The 22,214-nt window shown below is 62.6% G+C and carries 25 protein-coding genes; 16 read left to right on the forward strand and 9 right to left on the reverse strand.

All coding sequences use genetic code 11. The features are described from left to right. Positions 1-11: 11 nt before the first annotated feature. Positions 12-626 carry a LysE family translocator gene (locus BQ8794_RS16785; RefSeq protein ID WP_077379532.1) on the forward strand — a complete coding sequence of 205 codons (615 nt, stop codon included), beginning with the start codon at positions 12-14 and terminating at the stop codon, positions 624-626. Positions 627-820: 194 nt separating this feature from the next. Here BQ8794_RS16785 and BQ8794_RS16790 read toward each other — a convergent pair whose 3' ends face one another. Beyond that, positions 821-1,762 (reverse strand): nucleoside hydrolase, encoded by a 942-nt coding sequence (locus BQ8794_RS16790; RefSeq protein ID WP_077379480.1) that lies wholly within the window; start codon positions 1,760-1,762, stop codon positions 821-823. A 143-nt stretch (positions 1,763-1,905) separates the two neighbouring features. Here BQ8794_RS16790 and BQ8794_RS16795 point away from each other — a divergent pair, with 143 nt between their 5' ends. After that, a complete protein-coding gene (locus tag BQ8794_RS16795) occupies positions 1,906-2,331 on the forward strand; it encodes an Hsp20 family protein (protein WP_023797450.1) in 426 nt (141 codons plus the stop codon). Between the two features lie 167 nt (positions 2,332-2,498). Then, positions 2,499-2,756, forward strand: coding sequence for a BQ00720 family protein (locus BQ8794_RS16800; RefSeq protein WP_023797449.1), 258 nt, complete (start codon positions 2,499-2,501; stop codon positions 2,754-2,756). Positions 2,757-2,846: 90 nt separating this feature from the next. On the opposite strand, the gene ptsN is transcribed toward BQ8794_RS16800, so the two are convergent. The 6 genes from ptsN to lptC all read right to left on the reverse strand — a co-directional run bounded on the left by ptsN (position 2,847) and on the right by lptC (position 8,110). Beyond that, positions 2,847-3,311, reverse strand: a complete 465-nt coding sequence (ptsN, locus tag BQ8794_RS16805; protein ID WP_023797448.1) for a PTS IIA-like nitrogen regulatory protein PtsN — start codon at positions 3,309-3,311, stop codon at positions 2,847-2,849. Positions 3,312-3,417: 106 nt separating this feature from the next. Next, positions 3,418-4,002, reverse strand: a complete 585-nt coding sequence (gene hpf, locus BQ8794_RS16810; RefSeq protein ID WP_023797447.1) for a ribosome hibernation-promoting factor, HPF/YfiA family — start codon at positions 4,000-4,002, stop codon at positions 3,418-3,420. A gap of 268 nt (positions 4,003-4,270) precedes the next feature. Further along, a complete protein-coding gene (rpoN, locus tag BQ8794_RS16815) occupies positions 4,271-5,797 on the reverse strand; it encodes an RNA polymerase factor sigma-54 (RefSeq protein WP_077379482.1) in 1,527 nt (508 codons plus the stop codon). 189 nt (positions 5,798-5,986) lie between these two features. Then, positions 5,987-6,805: an LPS export ABC transporter ATP-binding protein gene (gene lptB / locus BQ8794_RS16820; protein WP_077379483.1), complete on the reverse strand. Its 819-nt coding sequence runs from the start codon at positions 6,803-6,805 to the stop codon at positions 5,987-5,989. Next, the gene (locus BQ8794_RS16825; protein ID WP_077379485.1) at positions 6,805-7,410 is read right to left on the reverse strand and encodes an LptA/OstA family protein; all 606 of its coding nucleotides are present in this window, start codon (positions 7,408-7,410) and stop codon (positions 6,805-6,807) included. The genes lptB and BQ8794_RS16825 overlap by 1 nt, the downstream gene beginning before the upstream one ends. Beyond that, on the reverse strand, positions 7,397-8,110 hold the full coding sequence (gene lptC, locus BQ8794_RS16830) for an LPS export ABC transporter periplasmic protein LptC (protein ID WP_077379487.1): 714 nt from the start codon (positions 8,108-8,110) through the stop codon (positions 7,397-7,399). Before lptC ends, BQ8794_RS16825 begins: the two co-directional genes overlap by 14 nt. A gap of 321 nt (positions 8,111-8,431) precedes the next feature. Here lptC and sppA point away from each other — a divergent pair, with 321 nt between their 5' ends. The 11 genes from sppA (at position 8,432) to olsB (ending at position 18,888) form a co-directional block, all read left to right on the forward strand. Further along, positions 8,432-9,385: a signal peptide peptidase SppA gene (sppA, locus tag BQ8794_RS16835; RefSeq protein ID WP_077379534.1), complete on the forward strand. Its 954-nt coding sequence runs from the start codon at positions 8,432-8,434 to the stop codon at positions 9,383-9,385. A gap of 68 nt (positions 9,386-9,453) precedes the next feature. Continuing rightward, a complete protein-coding gene (locus BQ8794_RS16840) occupies positions 9,454-9,738 on the forward strand; it encodes an integration host factor subunit beta (protein ID WP_023797441.1) in 285 nt (94 codons plus the stop codon). Between the two features lie 81 nt (positions 9,739-9,819). Continuing rightward, entirely contained in the window at positions 9,820-10,152 is a 333-nt protein-coding gene (locus BQ8794_RS16845; protein ID WP_027153064.1) for a LapA family protein, read from the forward strand. A 135-nt stretch (positions 10,153-10,287) separates the two neighbouring features. Next, positions 10,288-11,268 carry a bifunctional Delta(1)-pyrroline-2-carboxylate/Delta(1)-piperideine-2-carboxylate reductase gene (gene lhpI, locus BQ8794_RS16850; protein WP_077379489.1) on the forward strand — a complete coding sequence of 327 codons (981 nt, stop codon included), beginning with the start codon at positions 10,288-10,290 and terminating at the stop codon, positions 11,266-11,268. Positions 11,269-11,411: 143 nt separating this feature from the next. Beyond that, on the forward strand, positions 11,412-11,897 hold the full coding sequence (locus BQ8794_RS16855) for a hypothetical protein (protein ID WP_077379491.1): 486 nt from the start codon (positions 11,412-11,414) through the stop codon (positions 11,895-11,897). 89 nt (positions 11,898-11,986) lie between these two features. Continuing rightward, positions 11,987-13,030, forward strand: a complete 1,044-nt coding sequence (locus BQ8794_RS16860; protein WP_077379536.1) for an RsmD family RNA methyltransferase — start codon at positions 11,987-11,989, stop codon at positions 13,028-13,030. Continuing rightward, positions 13,031-13,882 carry a TrmH family RNA methyltransferase gene (locus tag BQ8794_RS16865; RefSeq protein WP_023797437.1) on the forward strand — a complete coding sequence of 284 codons (852 nt, stop codon included), beginning with the start codon at positions 13,031-13,033 and terminating at the stop codon, positions 13,880-13,882. A gap of 14 nt (positions 13,883-13,896) precedes the next feature. After that, entirely contained in the window at positions 13,897-14,397 is a 501-nt protein-coding gene (gene lspA / locus BQ8794_RS16870; protein ID WP_077379493.1) for a signal peptidase II, read from the forward strand. A gap of 53 nt (positions 14,398-14,450) precedes the next feature. Continuing rightward, a complete protein-coding gene (acuI, locus tag BQ8794_RS16875; RefSeq protein ID WP_077379495.1) occupies positions 14,451-15,440 on the forward strand; it encodes an acrylyl-CoA reductase (NADPH) in 990 nt (329 codons plus the stop codon). Between the two features lie 110 nt (positions 15,441-15,550). Beyond that, positions 15,551-17,836: a PAS domain-containing hybrid sensor histidine kinase/response regulator gene (locus tag BQ8794_RS16880; protein ID WP_077379497.1), complete on the forward strand. Its 2,286-nt coding sequence runs from the start codon at positions 15,551-15,553 to the stop codon at positions 17,834-17,836. Between the two features lie 176 nt (positions 17,837-18,012). Continuing rightward, positions 18,013-18,888 carry a l-ornithine N(alpha)-acyltransferase gene (gene olsB, locus BQ8794_RS16885; protein ID WP_167378774.1) on the forward strand — a complete coding sequence of 292 codons (876 nt, stop codon included), beginning with the start codon at positions 18,013-18,015 and terminating at the stop codon, positions 18,886-18,888. Between the two features lie 105 nt (positions 18,889-18,993). On the opposite strand, the gene BQ8794_RS16890 is transcribed toward olsB, so the two are convergent. Continuing rightward, positions 18,994-19,626 (reverse strand): trimeric intracellular cation channel family protein, encoded by a 633-nt coding sequence (locus BQ8794_RS16890; protein WP_077379501.1) that lies wholly within the window; start codon positions 19,624-19,626, stop codon positions 18,994-18,996. Between the two features lie 135 nt (positions 19,627-19,761). Between BQ8794_RS16890 and BQ8794_RS16895 the strand changes: the two genes are divergently transcribed. After that, positions 19,762-20,349 carry a TetR/AcrR family transcriptional regulator gene (locus tag BQ8794_RS16895; RefSeq protein WP_210189842.1) on the forward strand — a complete coding sequence of 196 codons (588 nt, stop codon included), beginning with the start codon at positions 19,762-19,764 and terminating at the stop codon, positions 20,347-20,349. A 58-nt stretch (positions 20,350-20,407) separates the two neighbouring features. Next, the gene (locus tag BQ8794_RS16900) at positions 20,408-21,175 is read left to right on the forward strand and encodes a quercetin 2,3-dioxygenase (RefSeq protein WP_077379505.1); all 768 of its coding nucleotides are present in this window, start codon (positions 20,408-20,410) and stop codon (positions 21,173-21,175) included. A gap of 131 nt (positions 21,176-21,306) precedes the next feature. Here the strand turns inward: BQ8794_RS16900 and BQ8794_RS16905 are convergent. Then, positions 21,307-22,214: IS256 family transposase (locus BQ8794_RS16905; protein WP_077379507.1), on the reverse strand; the 908-nt coding region annotated here is incomplete at its 5' end.

Here is a 22,214-nt window from a genome sequence, read left to right on the forward strand (position 1 = left end):
TCGAGGAAATCATGTCGCTGGAACTCTATGCCACCTATCTCGTCGCCTGCCTTGTCATCATCCTGGTGCCCGGACCGACGGTCACGCTGATCATCGCCAACGGCATCCGCCATGGCTCTCGCGCCGGCCTCGCCAACGTCGCCGGCACGCAGGCCGGACTGGCGATCATGATCGCCATTGTCGGCATCGGATTGACCTCGCTGATCGCGGGAATGGGCCATTGGTTCGAATGGGTCAGGCTGATCGGTGCCGCCTATCTGATCTGGATGGGTGTGCAAATGTTTCGCTCCAAGGGCAAGCTGAACGCCGACGGATCGGCAAAGACACCGCGCGGCGGCTTCTTCCTGCAGGGCCTGCTGGTGGCGATCAGCAATCCCAAGACGCTGGTGTTCTTCGGCGCCTTCTTTCCGCAGTTCATAGCCCCTGACGGCAACTATGGGTTGCAGATCGGCGTGATGGGTCTCACCGCCATGATCTTCGCCGCCGTATCGGATTCGACCTACGCGTTGGCCGCCGGCCGCGCCGGACGCCTGCTTTCGGCCGGTCGCGTCAAGCTGCTGTCGCGGATAAGCGGCAGCTTTCTGGTCGGCGGCGGCCTGTGGCTGGCATTTTCAAAGGCGAAGTGAGCGGCACTCTTTTCCTTCTCCCCTTGTGGGAGAAGGTGGCCGCCCACGGGTCTTGCCTCCGGCAAGCCCGAGGACTCCGCGGCCGGATGAGGAGTGTTCCAGCTTGGCACCAACAGCGCTCCGGCCAACACCCCTTGCCGCCTCGGCGCTGCACGCCGATCCAACTTGTCCCACAAAGGAGAAGGAAAAAAACCTTAAAGCCGGCCCAGCCTTTCCAGCAGCAGCGCGAACAACGCATCGTGGTCGATGTCGCGCATCACCATGGCGTTGATCGGCCGCTTGGTCACGCCCCACCAGTCGATCACGGTCATGCCCATGGTGAGCTCCGAGGCGGTTTCCACAGTGACGTTGCAGTTGCGGCCCCTGAACAGCTCGGGTTTCAACAGATAGGCGATAACGCAAGGGTCGTGCAGCGGGCCGCCGTCGGTGCCGTATTTCTCTTCGTCGAATCGTTCGAAGAATTCCAGCATCTCCGTCGTAGCCGTGCCGACCCTGGTACCGAGCTTGCGGAAGGCCTGGGTGCGCTTGGCGGTGGTCAGCGCCTTGTGGGTGACGTCGAGCGGCATCATGACGATCGGAATGCCGGATTTGAATACGACATCGGCGGCATGCGGGTCGACATAGATGTTGAATTCGGCGGTCGGGGTGACGTTGCCGCCTTCGAAGAAGCCGCCGCCCATCAGCACGATTTCCTTGATGCGCGGCGCGATCTTCGGCTCGCGGATCAGCGCCAGCGCTATGTTGGTGAGCGGCCCGAGCGCGCAGAGGGTGATCGTGCCGCTCTCTTCCTTCATCAGCGTCTCGACGATGAAATCGACCGCGTACTGGTCCTGCAGTTCCATTGTCGGTTCGGGCAATTGCGGACCGTTGAGACCGGTCTCGCCATGCACCTCCTCGGCGGTGACCAGTTCGCGCGCCAGCGGCCGGATGGCGCCGGCATAGACCTTGATATCAGGCCGGCCGGCCAGTTCGCAGATCTTGCGTGCATTCTTTTCGGTGAGTCTCAGCGGCACGTTGCCGGCAACGGCGGTCATACCGACGATCTCCAGTTCGGCGCTGCCGAGCGCCAGCAATATGGCGACGGCATCATCCTGGCCGGGATCCGTGTCGATGATGATCTTGCGGGATTGGGGCATTTCAATTCCTTGTTTAGGGAGTCTTTTTGGGCGGGGCTTTTGACGGCTTGAACTCGACCGCCAGGCGGACCATATCAAGACCATCGGGAAAAATGCCATCCGGGTTTTTCCACATTATGTCGCTCTTGAGAGGACAGTGTAACATGAGCCGAATGACGCCTTTTTCCAGCCCGCTTCTCCTGGGCTTCGACGCCATGGAAAAGACCTTGGAGCGTCTGGCGAAGTCGGGTGACAGCTACCCTCCCTACAACATCGAGCGCCTCAGCGGTGCCGACGGCAAGGCCGAAAGGCTGCGTATCACGCTCGCTGTCGCCGGTTTCGCCGAAAACGATCTCGATGTGACCACGGAGGAGAACCAGTTGGTCGTGCGCGGCCGTCAGAACGACGACACCGAGCGCGAATTTCTTCATCGCGGCATTGCCGCGCGCCAGTTCCAGCGCTGTTTCGTGCTGGCCGACGGCATGCGGGTGATCGCGGCGGAGCTGAAGAACGGTCTTTTGTCGATCGATCTCGATCGGCCCGAGTCCGAACGGCTGGTACGGAAAATAAACATATCGGTGAAAGACTGATTTTTACCGCTGCATCGGCCGGAAAATCGGATCCGATTTTCCGAAAAGCACAATGCAGCAGACTGAAAGAGATAGAGCGTCGTTTGTGCGTCCAATTGGACGCACGCGCTCTAATGGCTCTCATGCGAGGCGGCCTTGAACGGGATCCTCGCGGCAAGGAGGCTTAAATGACCAGAACTGACGAAAATCTTATCATGACCAGCGGCGAATTCGCCCATCTCGGCGAAGGCTCGGTCGCCTATCTCAGGAAAATCTCGAGCGACGATCTGCGCGGCCGTTTCCCGGGCCTCGGCGAAATCGCGCCCGGGCTGGAACTGTGGGCCCTGTTCGCCGCCAACGGCCAGCCGATCCTGCTTTCGGACGCTCGCGAGCGGGCGCTGGCCGGCGCCCTGGAAAACGACCTGACCCCCGTCGCGATCCACTAAGTCGCCATCCACTAACAAGACGGCGCAGCGATCTGGTTAGAACGGACAGGGCCGCCCGCGGCGGCCCTTTAACGAACGGATCGAAAAAGCTCAGGCCGCGTGCGAGGCTTGTGTATCCGATAAAAGCGCGTGGATCGCGGCGGCGTCGCGGGTGCCCCTGATCTTGGCCACCGTGTCGGCGTCGCGCAGCACCCGCGCGATGCGCGACAGCGCCTTGAGATGGTCGGCGCCGGCGCCTTCGGGCGCCAAAAGCAGGAACACCAGATCGACCGGCTGGTCGTCCAGCGCCTCGAAATCGACCGGCGTCTCCAGCCGGGCGAAAACCCCGGCGATCCGCTTCACCCCCGCCAGCTTGCCATGCGGAATGGCAATGCCGTTGCCGACACCGGTCGAGCCCAGCCGTTCACGCTGCAGGATGGTGTCGAACACCTCCCGTTCCGGAATGCCGGCAATCGCCGCCGCCCTTTCGGACAGCATTTGCAGCAGTTGCTTCTTGGAGTTCGCCTTCAACGCCGGCAAGATTGCCGGAACGTTGATAAGATCGCTCAGGTCCATACTTGAAATCCCTTGTTCGCCTGCCGTCGCCAGCCCTCACTCTCGCGTGCGGCTGGTGCCTTATCCCAGTGCGGCCTTGGCCGTCAGCCCAGTGCGGCCTTGGCCGTCAGCCCTGCGCGACCTTGGTCGTAGACGGGTCGATCCAGCCGATGTTTCCGTCCGGCCGACGATAGACGATATTGAGATGCTCGTTTCCGGCGTTGCGGAAGACGAGGACCGGGCTGTCCTTGGTGTCGAGTTCGATCACGGCCGACGCCACCGACATGGTCCGCAGCGTCATGGTTGATTCGGCGACGATGGCTGGCGCGAAATTCTCCGGCATTTCCTCGTCATCGTCGGCAAGCGGCGCCATCACCGTATAGGCGACGTCGGTGGGTTCGCCATTGGCGTTGCCTGAATTATGCGACTTCAGCCGACGCTTGTAGCGCCGAAGGCGGGTCTCGAGGCGATCTGCCGCCGCCTCGAAAGCGAGCGTCGGGTCCTGCGCTTCACCGGTGGCCTGCAGCGAAGCGCCGGAATCCAGCCGGATCATGCAATCGGCCGTGTAGCGCGACCCCGATTTGACGACTACAATTTGCCCTGAAAAGCCCCGATCGAAATATTTCCCGATCACTTCTCCGACACGGTCGTTGATGCGCGTACGGAACGCATCGCCGATATCCATGTGTTTTCCTGATATGCGCAGTGTCATCTGAATACTGACCTTCCTTGCTCAGGCTTCAAACTGTCCCGAGTTTATACCCGTGGTCTGAGCGCACAAGCTTTGCGGCGTCACTTGCGCCGATTTTAAATCCGAACTTTTCCGATTGATCACAAGCCGCCTTCTTGACCGTCCCGTGGCCAACGTCGTGACGGACCATCCGCATGCGGGCAGTAGCCCGTCCCATGCGGGCGGGCTTCTAGCCACTTCATTGCGGCTTGTCAATGAAGTGCGAAAGCTGTGGAAATTCCGTCGGAGATCAACGTCCGGCGCTGGCCAAAGCGCGTTTTTCACGCCGCCGCTGCACCGACGAGGGAATATTCATGCCCTCCCGATACTTGGCGACCGTGCGCCTGGCGATATCGACGCCGCTTTCCCGCAACATATCCACAATCGCGTCGTCGGAAAGCACGTCGGCAGGTTTCTCCTCGTCGATCAACTGCTTGATGCGGTCGCGCACCGCTTCAGACGAATGCGCGTCACCGCCACCCGACGAGGCGATCGAGGCGGTGAAGAAATAGCGCAGCTCGAACACGCCGCGCGGCGTCAGCATGTATTTGTTGGCAGTGACCCGGCTGACGGTCGATTCGTGCATGCCGATGGCGTCGGCCACCGTGCGCAGGTTGAGCGGCCTCAGGTGACGCACGCCATGGACGAGGAAGGCGTCCTGCTGGCGCACGATTTCTGAGGCAACCTTGAGGATAGTCTTCGCCCGCTGATCGAGGCTGCGCGTCAGCCAATTGGCGTTTTGCAGGCACTCCGCCAGGAAATCCTTTTCCGTCTGATTTTTCGCATGCGGCGAAACCCGGGCGAAATAGATATGGTCGACCAGCACGCGCGGCAGCGTTTCGGGGTTGAGTTCGATCACCCAGCTCCCGTCATTGGCCGCACGCACTTCGACATCGGCGATGATCGCGTCGCTGGCGCCGCCCGAAAACGCCATCCCCGGACGCGGATCGAGCGCACGTATCTCGGCCAGCATGTCGAGCAGATCCTCCTCATCGACCCCACAAATCCGTTTCAGGGTCTGGAAATCGCGCCTGGCCAAAAGTTCGAGATTGGCGATCAAAGCCTTCATCGCAGGGTCGAGACGGTCGCGGACGGCAAGCTGCAGCGACAGGCATTCGGCGAGGTCGCGGGCAAACATGCCGGTGGGCTCGAATGTCTGGCAGACCGCGAGCGCATTTGCCACCGCCGCTCTGTCGGTGCCGAGACGGGCGGCGATCTCAGCCATGTCGGCGCGCATGTAGCCGGCCTCGTCGAGGCCATCTGCCAGTTCGCTGGCGATCAGACGTGCTGCCGGGTCGGCGAAGGCCAGCGCAACCTGCTCGGCGACATGCTCGCGCAGCGTGATGGCTCCGGCCGCCATGTCTCCGACGTCAAAACCGTCGGAAGAGGATGCGGAACCGTTGCCGGATGCCGATTTCCACTGGGCCGTCAGGTCGGGACCGAGCCGCTCGCTGGTGCCGGGGTCGTCGGGAAACAGGTTTTCCAGTGAAGTATCGAGCTTTTCCGAGATCGCCTCAGCGCTCCACGCCGTGTCCTTCTCGAACCAGTCGCCGGCGGTGGCCGTTTCCGGCGCGGCATCGATCTTCTGCGCCTGGTCGCTGACGGCATCGTCCTGCGGCTCGGCGCGCTCGAGCAAAGGATTGCGCTCGATCTCGTCGTCGATGAAGCGTTCCAGTTCGATGTGGGTGAACTGCAGCAGCCGTATCGACTGCATGAGTTGCGGCGTCATCACCAGCGACTGGGACTGTCGTAGCTGTAGTTTTGCCGCCAACGCCATGGTTCGGTTTCAAACGCCCTGTCTACGCATCCGGACTGCCGGAAGGAGTTGGGCATAGAAACTGGCCCGGCTTTTGCTTGTCAAGGCGACGGCGATCAAAACTCGCCTGTCCGTGCGTATTCCGACGAGAAATCGAAGAAAAAGCTCTGTCTCGCGTCAAAAACCGCGTTTGGACAGAAATTTTCACGCTTAGAGTGTAAACCCCTCACCGAGATAAAGCCGCCGCACATCCGGGTTTGCGACCACTTCGTCGGCCCGCCCATGGGTCAGCACCTGGCCGGCATGGATGATGTAGGCGCGGTCGATCAGGCCGAGCGTCTCGCGGACATTGTGATCGGTGACGAGCACGCCGATGCCGCGCGCCGTCAGATGGCGCACCAGTTGCTGGATGTCGGCGACGGCGATCGGATCGATGCCGGCAAAAGGTTCGTCGAGCAGCATGTATGCGGGGCGGGTCGCCAAGGCGCGCGCGATTTCAAGGCGCCGCCGCTCGCCGCCGGAAAGCGACAGCGACGGGGCCTTGCGCAGATGGCTGATGTGAAACTCCTCGAGCAGTTCGTCGAGAATGCGTTCGCGCTCTTTGCGGCTCTTTTCGACCACTTCGAGCACGGCACGGATGTTTTGCTCGACGCTCAAGCCGCGAAAGATCGACGCCTCTTGAGGAAGGTAGCCGATGCCAAGGCGGGCGCGGCGGTACATCGGCATAGAGGTGACATCGAAGCCGTCGATTTCGATCGTGCCTTCGTCGACCGGCACCAGGCCGGTGACCATGTAGAAGCAGGTGGTCTTGCCGGCGCCGTTGGGGCCGAGCAGTCCGACCGCCTCACCGGCGCGCACGCCGATCGTCACGCCGCTGACGACTTTGCGGCCCTTGTAGCTCTTAGTCAGCCCTTTGGCGATCAAGGTTCCCTTGAATTTTACCTGATCGAGGTTAATCGCGGCCGGTGCCGCAAGTTTGCTGGCGGCGCGTCCTGGAAGACGCGCCAACAGCGATGCTACGTCGACCATCAGGGGTTCGCCGCTCCCGACTTCGGCGGCGTGATCGACATCATGACGCGTCCACCGCCGCAGGGATCGACCTGGGCCAGACCGCTCTTCATCTGCACGGTCAGCTTGCAGCCGACCAGTACATTGTCGCCTTGCGAAAGCACGACCTTGCTGCCTGAAAGCACCAGCACTTCCGTCTTCATGTCGAAGGTGCCGCTGTCGCCCGTGGCGACCTGGTCGTCCGATTTGATATAGACCTTGTTGGCGACCTCCAGACGGTCGATGTCGGCCGAGCCGGTCATCGCGGCACCTGCGGCCTGCTCACCCTTGGCGGCAGCGTCGGCGTCCTTGACGTAATAGACCGTCATCTTGCCGGCCTTGAGCAAGGTCGGCCCCTGGACGACGCTTACATTGCCGGTGAACACGGCCACGCTGTCCGCCTGGCGGACCTCGAGCTTGTCGCTTTCGATCTGGATGGGCTTGTCGCCGGACAGTTTGAGGCCCGACAGCTGGCTGGTGGTCCTGGACTGCGCCAGCGCCGGCGCCGCCCCCAAAGCCAGCCCCAAAGCCAGCCCGACAGCCGGCAACGCCGAAGCCACGAGCCGTGTCGAACTACTGAACCGCATTGGATTCTCCGCTCATTGCCTCTGCCGCCTTCAAGCTGGCGGGATCGATGTTGACACGCACTCTGTTCTCGAAAACCACGATCTTGCCGTTGTCCTGGACAGACATCGAATCCGCGGTAATCCGCGACCCGCCACGGCTGACGTCGACCGGATCGTTCGTCTTCATAGTGCCTTTGCCCATGTCGAGAAAGACCGATTTGAACTTTGCCGCCAGGCCATCTGTGGTGGTTATGGTGACATCGCTGGTCAGGCTCATCGTGTTGCCATCACGATTGAAGCTACCGTGCGGGGCATTGATGGCCGCCACATTGTCGGTTGATATGGGCAGCTTGGCATCGATGCCCTCCAGATTAATGATGCCTTGCTGGCTCACGTCCTGTATGGCGCGCAAAGCCGTCATGGAATAGGGCAGTTTCTGCTTGGTGAACCCGTTGAGCTTGGGGTTGGCCATCACCAGCTTGCCATTGGCGAACGCGCTGGCGTCGGCCTGGACCTGGATCGAGCCAGGCGCCGCGAGATAGGTATAGACCGGGACGGCGACCGCGATCGCGGCAGCGGCCAGCGGCACCGCCAGCTTCAAGAAACGCACGCGGCGCGAATGGCGCTGGGCGATGCCGAAGGCGTTGACCCGTGCCGGGCCTACGTCCGGGGGAGCCAACCCCGTCTCGGTGTTGGTCGGTTCGATCGGTCGCGCTAACATAACTGCTTTCTTCTAAACCCCTGCCGCCAAGCACCCCTATAGGTGGGATGCCGGCGCCCTCAAGCAAGCACAAGCGGAGGAAAACCGCAAAAGTGTGACGGTTGCTGTTGCACAAACGAAAATGAAACCGGCACAACTTGCACGTCATACCAGATACCGGCCGACAGCGTTAGGGGCTGTGGATTGGTCTTTTATGTTCTCTCCAAACGCCGGCTCGCCAACGTCGAGACCTTGTCTTTGGCGCAAGCTCGTCAGGAATCGGTAGCCGGGCGCGGGCGGTTGCTTTAAAAGCATCTGCTCCCACCGACTATGAGGCTGACCATGGTACTGAGAGCCGACGACCTGATCGACCGCCGCCGCTTGCGCCGCAAGCTGACATTCTGGCGCGTTGCAGCGCTTGTTGTCGCAGCAGCCGGGCTGATTGCCTTTTCGACCTGGATTTATGGCGACGACTTCACTGGCGCGGCGGTCGACCATATCGCCAAGGTCAAGATCGAGGGCACCATCACCGAAGACGAAGACCTGATCAAGCAACTGGACACCATCCGTCAATCCTCGAGGGTGAAAGCTGTGATCCTGTCGATCGATTCACCGGGCGGCACCACCGTCGGCGGCGAATCGATCTACGAGGCAGTGCGCAAGCTGGCCGCCGAGAAGCCGGTGGTGGCCCAGGTCGGCACGCTGGCCGCATCGGCGGGCTATATGATCGCCACCGCGACCGATCATATCGTCGCACGCAAATCGTCGATTGTCGGCTCGATAGGCGTGCTGATCCAGTATCCGGACGTCAGCGGCCTTATGAACAAACTCGGCGTCAAGCTCGAGGAAGTGAAATCCTCGCCGTTGAAAGCTTCGCCATCGCCTTTCAAGCCGACCAATGACGACGAGCGCACCATGGTCCGCAAGCTCATCCTCGACAGCTACGACTGGTTCGTCGGCATCGTCGCCGAACGCCGCAAGATGACCAAACCGGAGGCGCTGGCGCTGGCCGACGGATCGATCTTCACCGGCCGGCAGGCCGTTGCCAACAACTTGGTCGACGCGGTCGGCGGCGAGACCGAAGCGATCGACTGGCTCGCAACCAAGGGCATCGACGCCAAGCTCAAGGTGGTGGAGTGGAAGGACGCGGAAAGCGGCGGCTTCCTGTTCTCGAAGGCGATGGCGCGAACCATCGGCAGTGCGCTCGGCCTGCCCGACTATGGCGGCGACATCATTCACGAACTTGGTGCCGATCGCTTGTTTCTTGACGGTCTGGTTTCTGTCTGGCACCCTTGAGACGAGTGAAAAAGCAAATAAAATCATCCTCATAATTTGACCGCAGTATTTTCACGGGGAGCCTTCTCATGATCAAATCCGAACTTGTGCAGATCATCGCCACACGCAACCCGCACCTTTTCCTGCGTGACGTCGAAAACATTGTCGGCGCGATTTTCGACGAGATCACCGACGCGCTTGCCGAAGGCAATCGGGTCGAACTGCGCGGTTTCGGCGCTTTCTCGGTGAAAAACCGCCCCGCCCGCACCGGCCGCAATCCGCGTACCGGCGAATCCGTCGAGGTGGAGGAGAAATGGGTGCCGTTCTTCAAGACCGGCAAGGAATTGCGTGAAAGGCTGAACAGCGGCAAATAAGCGCCGCGCGGGCTCATGCGCCATGCCGGCCTTTTCAGTAGGGCCGGCCTTTGGTAGAGCCCGCCTTCGACAGGAAATTCTATGTTCAATCGTTTCATGCTCATCGTGGTGTTCGTGCCGCTGGCCGTCATTCTGATTGCGCTGGCGGTCGCCAACCGCGATCCGGTTGCCTTCACCCTGGACCCGTTCAACCCCGGCAATCCGGCGCTGACGATGACGCTGCCGCTTTTCATCTTCCTGTTCCTGGCCCTCGCCATCGGCATGATCGTCGGCAGCCTGGCGACCTGGATCAAGCAGGGCCGCTATCGCAAGCTGGCGCGCCAGCGCGGCGTCGAGGCCGAGAACTTGCGCCAGGCGGTCAGCCGGGCACCGGCCGCGCAACAAGGCCCCTCCTTGCCGAAGCCGACGGGCTGAGCCGGAACCGCCGCGCGTCCTTTTTGGACGCGCAAAGGACGCTGTACCATTTTTTGATTGCGCATGATCTTTGCGGAAAATCGCTTCTGATTTCGCGGTCATGCGTCAGGCGTATTTCTCTCGACGGAGTTTCCTATGCTGAGCATTTCGGCGGCCGAGGTCGATCAGGCGCTGACCTTTCCCGGCCTGGTCGAAACGCTGCGCGCGGCTTTTCGCGATGGCGCGGTACAGCCGGTCAGGCACCACCATACGGTCGAACGGCCCGACGGCGCGGCCTCGACCCTGCTCCTGATGCCGGCCTGGACCGACTTCAATGCCGCCGGCTCGTCGGCAGGCGGCCATATCGGCGTCAAGATCGTCACCGTGTCGCCCGACAACAACGCCGTGGGCAAACCCGCGGTGATGGGGCTTTACCTCCTGCTCGACGGTGCGACCGGCGAGCCTGAAGCCATGATCGACGGCCAGCGGCTGACGCAGTGGCGCACGGCCTGCGCCTCGGCGCTGGCAGCCTCCTATCTGGCCCGCGAGGACGCTTCGCGGCTGCTGGTGGTCGGCGCCGGCGCGCTGTCGCCGTTCCTCGTCAGGGCGCATTCAGCGGTGCGGCCGATCACCCTCATCCGCATCTGGAACCGCACGCCGGCCAATGCCGAAAAGGTTGCGGCGGAGTTGCGCGCCGAGGGTTTTGCAGCCACGGCCGCGAGCGACCTCGACGCCGAACTCGGCCAGGCCGACATTGTTTCGTCGGCGACTATCACGACCACGCCGCTGATCAAGGGCGCGCTGTTGAAGCCGGGGACCCATGTCGATCTGGTCGGCGGCTTCACGCCGGCCATGCGCGAAAGCGACGACGATGCGATTGCGCGTGCCCGCGTCTACGTCGATACCCGGGCCGGCGCTACCAAGGAGGCGGGCGACATCGTCCAGCCGCTGGCCTCGGGCGTGCTGGAGGCGCAAGCCATCGTCGCCGACCTGCATGAATTGGCGCGCGGCCAGAAGAAGGGCCGGCAGAGCCCCGGTGAGATCACGCTGTTCAAATCGGTCGGCGCAGCCCTCGAAGACCTCGCCGCCGGCATTGCGGTGTACAAGGCGCAGGGGAGTAGGGGAGTAGGGGAGTAGGGGAGTAGGGGAGCCGTACTAATCGAGGGGCTTCGTGCAAGTCATACTTGCCCTACTGCCCTACTGCCTTATTCCCCTATTCCCCTATTCCCCTATTCCCCTAGGACGGGAACGTCTCCGCGTCACCCCGTTGTTCGGGCGTTATGGAAATACGTGGGTTCCTGTTGTTCTGGTCCATCTTGGCCGCCATTGTCGCGGCGCTCAGCCTTGGACCATCCTTCGCCCATGTCCTGGAATCGGCTCCTCGGCTGACGAAATGGTCGCCTTCTCTCTGGCGCGAGGCCACTGTCTTCAACGCCCAGTTCCAGCTGTTTGCCGTCATTGGCGCGCCACTCGACCTGGCCGCGATCGGCTGTTCGGGACTGCTCGCTTGGATGCTGCGCAATGACCGTCCGGCGTTCTGGTACGCGTTGGCCGCTCCCGTGCTGTATGCGGTGTCTCTTGCGATGTGGTTTGCTCTCGTCAAGCCGGCGAACGATATTCTGGCCACCTGGGTGCCTGGGCCGATTCCGGAAAATTTCGAAGCGATCCGACTGCGCTGGGAAATCGGCCATATGATCGTCGCCGGATTCAAGGCAGTCGGTTTCGTATCGCTGGTTGCCGCCCTGCTCTTCATCAAGCGCGGCTGACCGTTTCGGAAATGTCCAGCGACTGCGTTTGTTGCGCAGGTGAATGTGCTGTGGCAGAAGCGGGCCACGTCGCCCCGGAGATGCCCTTCTTGAAACCTTTTCGCGACAAACGCCGCGACAGCCGCTCGCATCAGCTCGCAAAGGGCGGGGCGCAACAGGGGCCGCGCGGAACCGGTGCATCGGGCAACCGCACCGAGCCGAAAGTCGCGCCGCGCGTCCTTTCCCGCCGCGACGGCGCCCTGCCCGCCGAACACCTGCCGCTGATCCTCGAAGTCGCGCCCAACGCCGACTACGCGTTGCTCGACAGCGGTGCCGGACAGAAGCTCGAGCAGTACGGCCCCTATCGCATCGTCCGGCCCGAAGGCCAGGCGATCTGGCAAAAAGCGTTGCCGGCCAAGGACTGGGACCGCGCCAACGCCATTTTCACCGGCGACACCGACGAGGAAGGCATCGGCCGCTGGCGCTTCCCCAAGACGCCGCTCGGCGAAACCTGGCCGATGAAGCATGACGGCATCGATTATCTCGGCCGTTTCACCTCGTTTCGCCATGTCGGCGTGTTCCCCGAGCAGGCCTCGCACTGGGATCACATGGCCGGGCTGATCGCGGCGGCGAAACGGCCGGTCAAAGTGCTGAATCTGTTCGGCTATACCGGCCTTGCCTCGCTGGTGGCGGCGCGCGCCGGCGCCGAGGTCACCCATGTCGATGCTTCCAAGAAGGCGATCGGCTGGGCCAGGGAGAACCAGGAGATGGCGGGCCTGTCGCAAAAGCCGATCCGTTGGATCGTCGACGACGCCCTAAAATTCGCCGAGCGCGAGGAGCGCCGTGGCAGCCGCTACGACATCGTCCTGTTCGATCCGCCCGCCTATGGCCGTGGCCCCAGGGGCGAGGTCTGGCAATTGTTCGAGGATCTGCCTGATCTGACCGACCTCTGCCGCTCGATCCTGACGCCGAAGCCGCTCGCTGTCGTGCTGACCGCCTATTCGATCCGCGCTTCCTTCTTCGCCATCCATGCCTTGATGCGCGACACTTTTGCCGGTATGGGCGGCACGGTCGAATCCGGCGAACTGATTATCCGCGAGAAATCCGCCGGCCGGGCGCTGTCCACCTCGCTGTTCTCGCGCTGGGTGGCCTGAATGAGCGAGCGGCACGCCGGCGCGCCAGGGCAGGTGAAGGAAGTCACCAGCCTTGCCAATCCGTTGATCAAGGACATCAAGGCGCTCTCGCTGAAGAAATACCGCGACCAGCAGAACGCCTTCATGGCCGAGGGGCTGAAGCTGGTCATCGACGCGCTCGACCTCGGCTGGTCGATCCGGACGCTGGTCTTCGCCAAAGCCGGACGCGGCAACGCGGCGGTCGAAAAGGTCGCGGCACGCACGGTTGCCGCCGGCGGCACCGTGCTCGAAGTTTCGGAAAAAGTGCTCGTCGCCATCACCCGCCGCGACAACCCGCAAATGGTGGTCGGCGTCTTTTCGCAAAAGTTCCTGCCGCTGAAGGACATCCGCGCTCAAGACGGCGATGTCTGGGTGGCGCTCGACCGCGTGCGCGACCCCGGCAATCTCGGTACCGTCATCCGCACCGTCGATGCCGTTGGCGCCAAGGGCATCATCCTGGTCGGCGAGACCACCGATCCTTTTTCCGTCGAGACCGTGCGCGCCACGATGGGTTCGATCTTCGCCGTGCCGGTCGCCAAGGCGACGCCGGAAGCCTTCCTTGCGTGGCGAAAAAGCTTTCCTGGCCTGGTTGCCGGCACACATCTGAAGGGTGCGGTCGATTACCGTTCAGTCGACTTTTCCAAAGGCCCGGTGCTGCTGATGATGGGCAACGAACAGCAGGGCCTGCCCGAAAGCCTGGCCGAAAGCTGCGACAGATTGCTGCGGATTCCACAGTCCGGTCGGGCCGATTCGCTCAATCTCGCGGTGGCCACCGGCATCATGCTGTTCGAGATCCGGCGCGGCGCGCTGAAACTTGCCCCGGAGGGCGCCTGACCGTGACATCCCGAATGGTGAAATCCCCAACGGCAAAATCCTGGTTGCCCTACGTCCTGCTGGTCGCCGCCGCGGTAACGCTCGACCAGTGGGTGAAATATCTGGTCGAGACCGGCCTCCCTTTTCAGGAAAAGGTCGATCTTGTCCCGTTCCTGGCATTGTATCGCACCTACAACACCGGCATTGCCTTCTCGATGTTTTCGTCCTTCGGCGACACCGGCCTGGTGGTCATCGCCGCTTTCGTCGTCGCTTTCGTGCTCTATCTCGCGGCCCGCACTCCGCCCAGCCACGTGCTTACCCGCATCGGCTTTGCGCTGATCGTCGGCGGCGCGCTCGGCAATCTGTTCGACCGCGTTACCTATGGTCACGTGATCGACTACATCCTGTTTCACACCCCAGTATGGTCCTTCGCCATCTTCAACCTCGCCGACGCCTTCATCGCTGTCGGCGCGGTGGTTGTCGTCCTCGACGAACTCATCGGTTGGCGGCGCGAGGCCAAGCCCTCAAGCGATTGACCTCGCCTTCTGCCGCCATACAGTGTCCCATTCAAGAAGCCCGAGGAGAAGACATGCCCGAAACCTTCAAAGCCATCCTCGTTTCGCGCGACGCCGAGAAGAAGCAGTCGGTCACGATCACCGACCTCAGCGAAGCCGACCTGATGGAAGGCGATGTCACCGTCGCCGTCGAGGCGACGACGGTGAACTACAAGGACGGCCTCGCCATATCCGGCAAAGCGCCGGTGATCCGCCGCTGGCCGCTGGTGCCGGGCATTGACTTCGCCGGCACCGTCATCTCGTCTTCCCATGCCGACTGGCGCACGGGGGACAAGGTCATATTGAACGGCTGGGGCGTCGGCGAAACGCATTTTGGCGCCTATGCCGAGCGCGCCCGTGTCAAGGGCGACTGGCTGGTGCCGCTGCCCCAGGGCATGAGCCCGCATGATGCGATGGCGGTCGGCACGGCAGGTTACACCGCCATGCTTTGCGTCATCGCGCTGGAACGGCACGGCATCGTGCCGGATCGCGGCCCCGTCGTGGTGACGGGCGCGGCCGGCGGCGTCGGCTCGGTCGCGGTTTCGATCCTGTCCAGCCTCGGCTATCACGTCGTCGCCTCGACCGGCCGCAGCGCTGAAAGTCCGTACCTGACCGACCTGGGTGCTTCGGAAGTGATTTCGCGCGACGAGCTTGCCCAGCCGGCAAAGCCGCTCGCCAAGGAACGCTGGGCCGGCGGCGTCGACGCGGTCGGCAGTCACACGCTGGCCAACGTCCTTTCGATGACCTCCTATGGCGGCGCCGTCGCCGCCTGCGGCCTGGCCGGCGGCATGGATCTGCCGACGAGCGTCGCCCCGTTCATCCTGCGCGGTGTTTGTCTGCTCGGCATCGATTCGGTGATGGCGCCAAAAACGGTCCGCATGGAGGCGTGGCGCCGCATCGGCACGGACCTCGACCTCCAGAAGCTCGCCAGCCTGTCCACGACCATTGGCTTCGATGGCATCATCGACGCCGCGCACGACATCGTCGAGGGCAAGATCCGCGGTCGCGTGGTGGTGGACATGTGAGATCTTCCTTCTCCGGTTTTTAGGAGCGGAGAGGCAAAAACCACGCGACCGCTAAAATTCGAACGATCCGCCGCAATTTTCCATAATCTCTGTCTGGCAAGGGTTTCCGTATGGTAATGGAATCCGGCATCAGACAAACGCAGAGCGCCGAAAGCGTCGACGGGATCGGCCCGGAGGCGCCAAGCCGGCAGCATATCGCGGCGCCGCCACTGGCGCCTGAATTGCCCGCCGCCAATCGCGAAGGCCTGCCGTTCCTGATGCTCGTCGCCATCGTCGTGCTGGCAGGCCTGTCGCATCTGACCGGCGCGCCGATCTTCATCACCGTCGGCCTTTTGGCGACTGGCATGGCAGGCCTTGCCGTGCATCTGCGTGCCAGGCGCAAGCAGCGTCGCACGGTTGCCCTGCTTGGCGAGACCGCAGCGCGCAGCCGCGCCGAGGTTGAGAGCCTGGCCGACCGCGTGTGGGAGATGCAGGAGAGCGAGGAACGCTTTCGCGGGCTGATCGACGCGCTTGGCGATCTCGTCATCCATCGCGACCGTGACGGCCACATCGTCTATGCCAACAAGGTTTTCGCCGAACTTGTCGGAGCCGACCAGCGCGACCTTGCCGGCAGGGCCCTGGCCGACCTCGGCATCGACGTCGGCATCGTTCCCGATGCCGCTTTTTCCGACCATGAATGCCTGAGCTCCACCGACGTCGTCATTAGCACACCGAGCGGCCCGCGCTGGTTCTCATGGATCGAACTGTCCGTGCGCGACAAGGAGAGCGGTGCTGTCTCGCATCGCGCCATCGCCCGCGACATTACCGCACGCAAGCACGCCGAAACGTCGCTGATCACCGCCCGCGAGCGAGCCGAATACGCAAGCCAGGCCAAATCGCGCTTCCTCGCCACCGTCAGCCACGAGATCCGCACGCCGATGAACGGCATCATGGGCATGGCCAAGCTGCTGGCGGACACCGGGCTCTCGCCGCAACAACGGACCTATGTCGGCGCCATCTCGACCTCGGCCAGCGCGCTGCTGGCGCTGATCGAGGACCTGCTCGACTATTCCAAGATCGAGGCCGGCCGCTTCGATCCCGAACCGCAGCCAATGTCGGTGCGCGAGATCGCCGACAACATCGTAGAACTCCTGGCGGCGCGAGCCTTCGCCAAGAATATCGGCCTTGGCTGCCATGTCGAACCCGACGTGCCGCAGATGATATCAGCCGATCCTGGAAGAGTGAGGCAGGTGCTGCTCAACCTCATCGGCAACGCCATCAAGTTCACCGACAGCGGCGGCGTGTTGGTGAGCATCGCTCGTGCCCGCACCGAAACCACCGACCGCATATGCTTCACCGTCGCCGACACCGGTCCCGGCCTGCACGAGGACGACTTGGAGCGCATCTTCGAGGAATTCGAACAGGCTGACGGCACCTCGACCCGTGCGCATGGCGGTGCCGGGCTCGGTCTTGCCATCTCCAGGCGCCTGGTGATCGCCATGGGCGGCACGATCTCGGTTTCGAGCCAGCTCGGCCAGGGTTCGGAATTCGTCTTCGAAATCCCTGCAATATCGGCCACCGAACCGCCGCAGAGCCGACAGGATGCGCTGTCAGGGCGGCGCGCCGTGATCCTGTCGAAGAACGCCATCGAGGCCGACGCCATCGCCCGCACCATCCGCGCCAATGGCGGCAAGGTCGATCTGGCCGCAACCGCCGCCCAGGCAGCGTCCTTCGCCGAAGGCTGCCACGTGCTTTTGGTCGATGCAGCCATGGAGGAAGGCGACGGCAGGTTGCTCAAGCGCCTTCGCCAGAGTGGCTTTGCCGATTGCGAGGCGATCACACTGATCGCGCCGACCGACCGCGGCATGCTGGGCGAGTTCCGCGCCAGTGGCTACGCCACCTTTCTGGCAAGGCCGGTGCGTGGCGAAACATTGCTTCGCGTGCTTTTGACCAGCAGCGTGCCTGCCCTCAGCCCGCAGCCGGAAAAGCGCGGCGCACCATCGGCCGGCGCCATTGGCAGCCGGCGGCGGGGCCTGTCCGTGCTGATCGCCGAGGATAACGACATCAACGCCATGCTTGCCCGCGCCACGCTGCTGAAGGCCGGGCATCGCGTGAAACTGGTCGGCAACGGCAAGGCCGCCGTCGAGGCCATCACCGGCACCGACCACAAGTACCGCTTCGACGTGGTGCTGATGGACCTGCACATGCCTGTCATGGACGGGCTGGACGCCATCGCCGCCATCCGCCGGCACGAAGAGGAAACCGCCGTGCCGCCGGTTCCGATCATGGTGCTATCGGCGGACAGTCAGGAAACGACCCGCCACGCAGTGCTCGCCCATGGCGCCAGCGGCTTCGTCACCAAGCCGCTCGACCCCGACGCGCTGGTCCATGCGGTCGAGGGCCACGTCGCCGCGTGACCAGCGCGCTGTCCTTCCTGGCAAACCTGCAGACCATAGCCGGTTGAAGGGTTACCCAGCCGACGAAGGATTGCCCGCAGCGCCGTATCACGGTACTGTCACAATCCTGTTGCACCTACGCCGTATCCCCGTGCCAAGAGGGATGGCTCGAAGGAGAATCACTCGTGCATACAGTTATGCCGGAATGTGACGCTCGGCCGAACGCCAGGGGTGCTTTGCTCACCGGGCGCAACGTCGATGCTGTCATAAAAGGCGAAGCGCTTGGCCGTATCGGCAACCTCGAAGTGCGGCTCGCACGCAACGAGGCCGAGATCGCCGCCGCGCAGGAAGTGCGCTACCGGGTGTTCTATGACGAGCTCGGCGCCAGGAAAACCCTGTTTCAGGTGCAGGACCGCCGCGACGCCGACCATTTTGATCCGCTCTGTGATCATCTGCTCGTCTTCGACACCTCGCTGTCCGGTCCCGAGCATCGCCGCATTGTCGGCACCTACCGCCTGTTGCGGCAGGAAATCGCGGCAGCGGCCGGCGGCTTCTATTCCGAGGGCGAGTTTGAGCTGACCAATCTTATCGCCCGCCACCCCGGCCAGCGTTTCCTCGAGCTCGGCCGCTCCTGCGTCTTGCCGGAATACCGCTCGAAGCGCACCATCGAGGCGCTCTGGCAAGGTATTTGGGCCTATATCAACCATTATGGGATCGGCGTGATGACCGGTTGCGCCTCGTTCCCCGGCACCGTGCCAGCGGCGCACGCCGAAGCGCTGACCTATCTCGCCCATCACTGCCGGACGAAATCGGCCTGGGACGTGCGCGCGGTCGCCGGGCGCTACTGCTCCATGGATTTGATGCCGATCGAGGCGGTCAACGCCAAGGCCGCGATCGCGGCGATGCCGCCGCTGGTCAAGGGCTATCTGCGCGTCGGCGCGCGGATCGGCGACGGCTGCGTCATTGACCGCGAATTCTCGACCGTCGACGTGTTCGTGGTGATGCCCGTCAAGGAGATCGGCGCCCGCTACGTCAATTATTATGGCGGGGAAGCCCAGCGCTTCGCCGCCTGAGATTCCAGGGAGTAGCGAAAAGGAAGTAGCGAGTAGCGGGAGTTCCGCCAACTCGCAGCGGATTGTTGCCCCTATTCGCTACTCACTATTGCTACTCCTTCTCCTTCACGGAATATCTTCCGGCCGCCGACCAGGCCTGCTCTTGTAGGACGGAAAAGCCCAGCCGAATTTGAGCGCGCCGCCACGCACGCAGAAAGCGGCCATGAAGCCTGCCAGACCCGAGGCGAGCGGGGGCAGCCCGGCGAAATCGCCAAGCGTGTAGAGAGTGGCGCCCGCAAGTGCTGCGGTAACGTAGATCTCCGGTCTCAACAGCACTGAAGGCTCCCCGGTCAACAGATCGCGAAGAATGCCGCCAAGGGTGGCGGTGAGCATGCCGGTAACGATCGAAACCGCCGGCGAGCCGGTGATCGCCAGCCCCTTGGCCGCGCCCATCACCGAAAAGGCGGCAAGGCCGATGGCGTCGAGCCAGAGCAGCAATTTGTAGCGGGATTCGACACGGTGTGCGCTGAAGAAGACCAAGACCGCCACCGCCGCACAGATCAGCACATAGTCGCGGTTTCCGACCCAGAACACCGGCACGTTGAGGATGACGTCGCGAAACGTGCCGCCACCGATGCCGGCGACGCTGGCCAGGAATAGGTAACCGATAATGTCGAGTTGCTTGCGCGAGGCGGCCAGCGCACCGGTCGCCGCGAAGACGGCGACACCGGCATAGTCGAGAAGCTCAATCGGGTTCATGAGGCGAATAATGAAATAGTGAGTGGGGAATAGCGAGTGGCTCCCGCGAAACCGGATTGACTCAAAACGAATTAAATGATTGAATAGTTCAATCAATTATTTGTCTGGACGTCTATGTCCCCTCGCCGCTACAGCATGGGATCCCGGAATGCCGCCATCGCCAAGACGAGGCAGCGCATTCTCGACGCCACAATCAAGCTGCACACCCAGCATGGCATCTTTGGCACCACCTGGAAGGACATCGCTACGGAAGCCGATGTCGCCATTGGCACCGTCTACAAGCATTTTCCTACCCTGGATGACCTGGTGCCTGCGTGCGGCGAATTGCTGATGGAGCGCCTGCGTCCTCCGTCGCCCGAAGCCGTGACGGAGATAATCGGCGGGGCGACGGATCCTAAGGAACGGTTGCGCCGGGTCGCGAACGAGTTGTTCGCCTTCTACCACCGTGGCGGACGGCATCTCGAAAGCGACCTGCGCGAGCGGGAGCTTCCAGCCATGCGGGAATGGGAAGAATACCTGCGGAACATGGTGGCCGGATTCGTGCGAGAGGCGCTGGCGGAGCGTCCCGGCGATGATGTCGTCCAGGCAATCAGCTTCCTGTTCGACTTTCCGACGTTCAAAGCAATGCGGATACGCGGCATGACGGTGGATCTCGCTGCCGAAATGGCAACGGCAATGGCGCTCTGCTGGCTCAAGGGCAAAGGCCGGACGAGCACGGACTGAATGAACAGAATGCGGGAGGCAGACAAGGGCCAAGGCCAGATAGCAAAGGGAGGAAGTCATGGATACGAAAGTCGTTGAAGTCACCGAATTTGCATTGAAGCCCGGAACCACCGAGCAGATGTTCCTGCAGACCAGGGATGAAATGAATGACGAGGTGCGGAAGCTCAAGGGTTTCCTCAATCGTCGTCTCCTCAAATCCGAGGGAGGCTGGAAGGAGATATTCGAATGGACGGATATGGACAGCGCCAAGGCGGCTGGCGAGGGCTGGTCCACTCTGCCGGGCATCAAAAACTATTGCTCGATGGTGAATTCCGCCTCGATCAAGGTCAGCTACCATTCTGTGGTGGCCGAAGCTGACAGGAGAGTCCTTCGTGCCTTTTGCAGTCACGCTTTGGAAGGAGAGGCGCGCTGGTGGCTTGGCTCGCTGGCGGTGATCAAGGCGACAGCGGCCCAGACTGCGGGCCAGTTCACGCTGGTCGAAGTGCTCGAGAACGAAGGCGAGGCGCCGCTGCATGTGCACCATCGCGAGGACGAATCATTTCAGGTGATGGAAGGCGAGATCGAGTTCGAGATCGGGGACACCAAGATCCTGGCTGGGCCCGGTTCGTTTCTCTTTGCGCCACGCGATGTGCCGCACCGCTATACGGTCAAGCGTGGGCCGGCCCGGATGCTGTTCCTCTTCACGCCCGCTGGTTTCGAGGAGCTTGTGAGGGCGACCAGTGTGCCTGCCGATGACTGGCGCGTCCCTCCGGCCGGCGAAGGAATGCCGGACATGGAGATATTTCCCGATGTGGTCAGGCGCTATGGTTGCGAATTGCTTGGCTGAGGACATGGCAAGCGCTGCACGGCAAAGTGACGGCGGACTGATTGATCGTCCCACGAATCGGATAGGTTTCGGGGGACGATCACACCTCAAGTTTGGGACTGTCAGGAATTCTGTGCGCGAGGCCGTTTTCGTCATTGGCTGACGAACCTTTCGCCGAAGACGACGGCGAACTGGGTTTTGGCCTCGAACCACTCGCGCGGCGGTCGTTTCCAATCCTCGGCGGCGTGGTTCAGGACCAGATATAACAGTTTCATTGCCGCGTCGTCATTGGGGAAATGGCCTCGGGTGCGAACGGCGCGGCGCAGTTTCGAGTTAAGCGCCTCGATCGCGTTCGTGGTGTAGATGATCCGGCGCACGCTTTCGGGGAAGGCGAAGAACGGTACCACGTGTTGCCAGTTGCGCCGCCAGCTCTGGGTGATCGCCGGATACCGCTGGCCCCAGTAGCCGGCCTCGAATTCCTCCAGGGCCTTCATGCCGGCTTCGGCATCCTTTGCCCGGTAGATCGCGCGCAGCGCCGGCACGACCGACTTACGATCCTTCCACGACACGAACTCCAGCGAATGGCGGATCAGATGCACGATGCAGGTTTGGACCACGGTCTGGGGGAAGACGGCGTTGATCGCCTCGGGGAAGCCCTTCAGGCCGTCGACGACGGCGATCAGGACGTCGGCGACGCCACGGCTCTTCAGTTCGTTCATGACGCGCAGCCAGAACTTGGCGCCCTCGGTCTGCTCGATCCAAATGCCGAGGATCTCCTTCGTGCCGTCCGGCAGGATGCCGAGCGCGATGTAGACGGCCTTGTTGCGCACGAAGCCCTCGTCCCTGATCTTGACGCGGATCGCATCGAAGAAGACGAGCGGATAGACCGCATCCAGCGGGCGGTTCTGCCATTCGGCCACTTCCTCCAGGACGGCGTCGGTGACGGCCGAAATCAGGTCCGGCGACACGTCGATGCCGTAGAGCTCCTCCAGATGGCCGCGGATCTCGCGCACCGTCATGCCGCGCGCGTACATGGAGATGATCTTGTCGTCGAAATCGG

The sequence above is a fragment of the Mesorhizobium prunaredense genome (genome assembly GCF_900156895.1).
Classification (GTDB): domain Bacteria; phylum Pseudomonadota; class Alphaproteobacteria; order Rhizobiales; family Rhizobiaceae; genus Mesorhizobium; species Mesorhizobium prunaredense.

Bases quoted from the DNA above. Each gene is read 5' to 3' on its own strand.
- BQ8794_RS16880 (WP_077379497.1), top strand. From the start codon at position 15,551: ATGGTAATGGAATCCGGCATCAGACAAACGCAGAGCGCCGAAAGCGTC.
- BQ8794_RS16855 (WP_077379491.1), top strand. From the start codon at position 11,412: ATGGAAATACGTGGGTTCCTGTTGTTCTGGTCCATCTTGGCCGCCATT.
- BQ8794_RS16900 (WP_077379505.1), top strand. From the start codon at position 20,408: ATGGATACGAAAGTCGTTGAAGTCACCGAATTTGCATTGAAGCCCGGA.
- BQ8794_RS16890 (WP_077379501.1), bottom strand. From the start codon at position 19,626: ATGAACCCGATTGAGCTTCTCGACTATGCCGGTGTCGCCGTCTTCGCG.
- BQ8794_RS16840 (WP_023797441.1), top strand. From the start codon at position 9,454: ATGATCAAATCCGAACTTGTGCAGATCATCGCCACACGCAACCCGCAC.
- lhpI (WP_077379489.1), top strand. From the start codon at position 10,288: ATGCTGAGCATTTCGGCGGCCGAGGTCGATCAGGCGCTGACCTTTCCC.
- BQ8794_RS16895 (WP_210189842.1), top strand. From the start codon at position 19,762: ATGGGATCCCGGAATGCCGCCATCGCCAAGACGAGGCAGCGCATTCTC.
- hpf (WP_023797447.1), bottom strand. From the start codon at position 4,002: ATGACACTGCGCATATCAGGAAAACACATGGATATCGGCGATGCGTTC.
- BQ8794_RS16795 (WP_023797450.1), top strand. From the start codon at position 1,906: ATGAGCCGAATGACGCCTTTTTCCAGCCCGCTTCTCCTGGGCTTCGAC.
- BQ8794_RS16845 (WP_027153064.1), top strand. From the start codon at position 9,820: ATGTTCAATCGTTTCATGCTCATCGTGGTGTTCGTGCCGCTGGCCGTC.
- BQ8794_RS16825 (WP_077379485.1), bottom strand. From the start codon at position 7,410: ATGCGGTTCAGTAGTTCGACACGGCTCGTGGCTTCGGCGTTGCCGGCT.
- rpoN (WP_077379482.1), bottom strand. From the start codon at position 5,797: ATGGCGTTGGCGGCAAAACTACAGCTACGACAGTCCCAGTCGCTGGTG.
- lspA (WP_077379493.1), top strand. From the start codon at position 13,897: ATGGTGAAATCCCCAACGGCAAAATCCTGGTTGCCCTACGTCCTGCTG.
- BQ8794_RS16785 (WP_077379532.1), top strand. From the start codon at position 12: ATGTCGCTGGAACTCTATGCCACCTATCTCGTCGCCTGCCTTGTCATC.
- lptB (WP_077379483.1), bottom strand. From the start codon at position 6,805: ATGGTCGACGTAGCATCGCTGTTGGCGCGTCTTCCAGGACGCGCCGCC.
- BQ8794_RS16865 (WP_023797437.1), top strand. From the start codon at position 13,031: ATGAGCGAGCGGCACGCCGGCGCGCCAGGGCAGGTGAAGGAAGTCACC.
- ptsN (WP_023797448.1), bottom strand. From the start codon at position 3,311: ATGGACCTGAGCGATCTTATCAACGTTCCGGCAATCTTGCCGGCGTTG.
- acuI (WP_077379495.1), top strand. From the start codon at position 14,451: ATGCCCGAAACCTTCAAAGCCATCCTCGTTTCGCGCGACGCCGAGAAG.
- olsB (WP_167378774.1), top strand. From the start codon at position 18,013: ATGCCGGAATGTGACGCTCGGCCGAACGCCAGGGGTGCTTTGCTCACC.
- lptC (WP_077379487.1), bottom strand. From the start codon at position 8,110: ATGTTAGCGCGACCGATCGAACCGACCAACACCGAGACGGGGTTGGCT.
- BQ8794_RS16800 (WP_023797449.1), top strand. From the start codon at position 2,499: ATGACCAGAACTGACGAAAATCTTATCATGACCAGCGGCGAATTCGCC.
- sppA (WP_077379534.1), top strand. From the start codon at position 8,432: ATGGTACTGAGAGCCGACGACCTGATCGACCGCCGCCGCTTGCGCCGC.
- BQ8794_RS16790 (WP_077379480.1), bottom strand. From the start codon at position 1,762: ATGCCCCAATCCCGCAAGATCATCATCGACACGGATCCCGGCCAGGAT.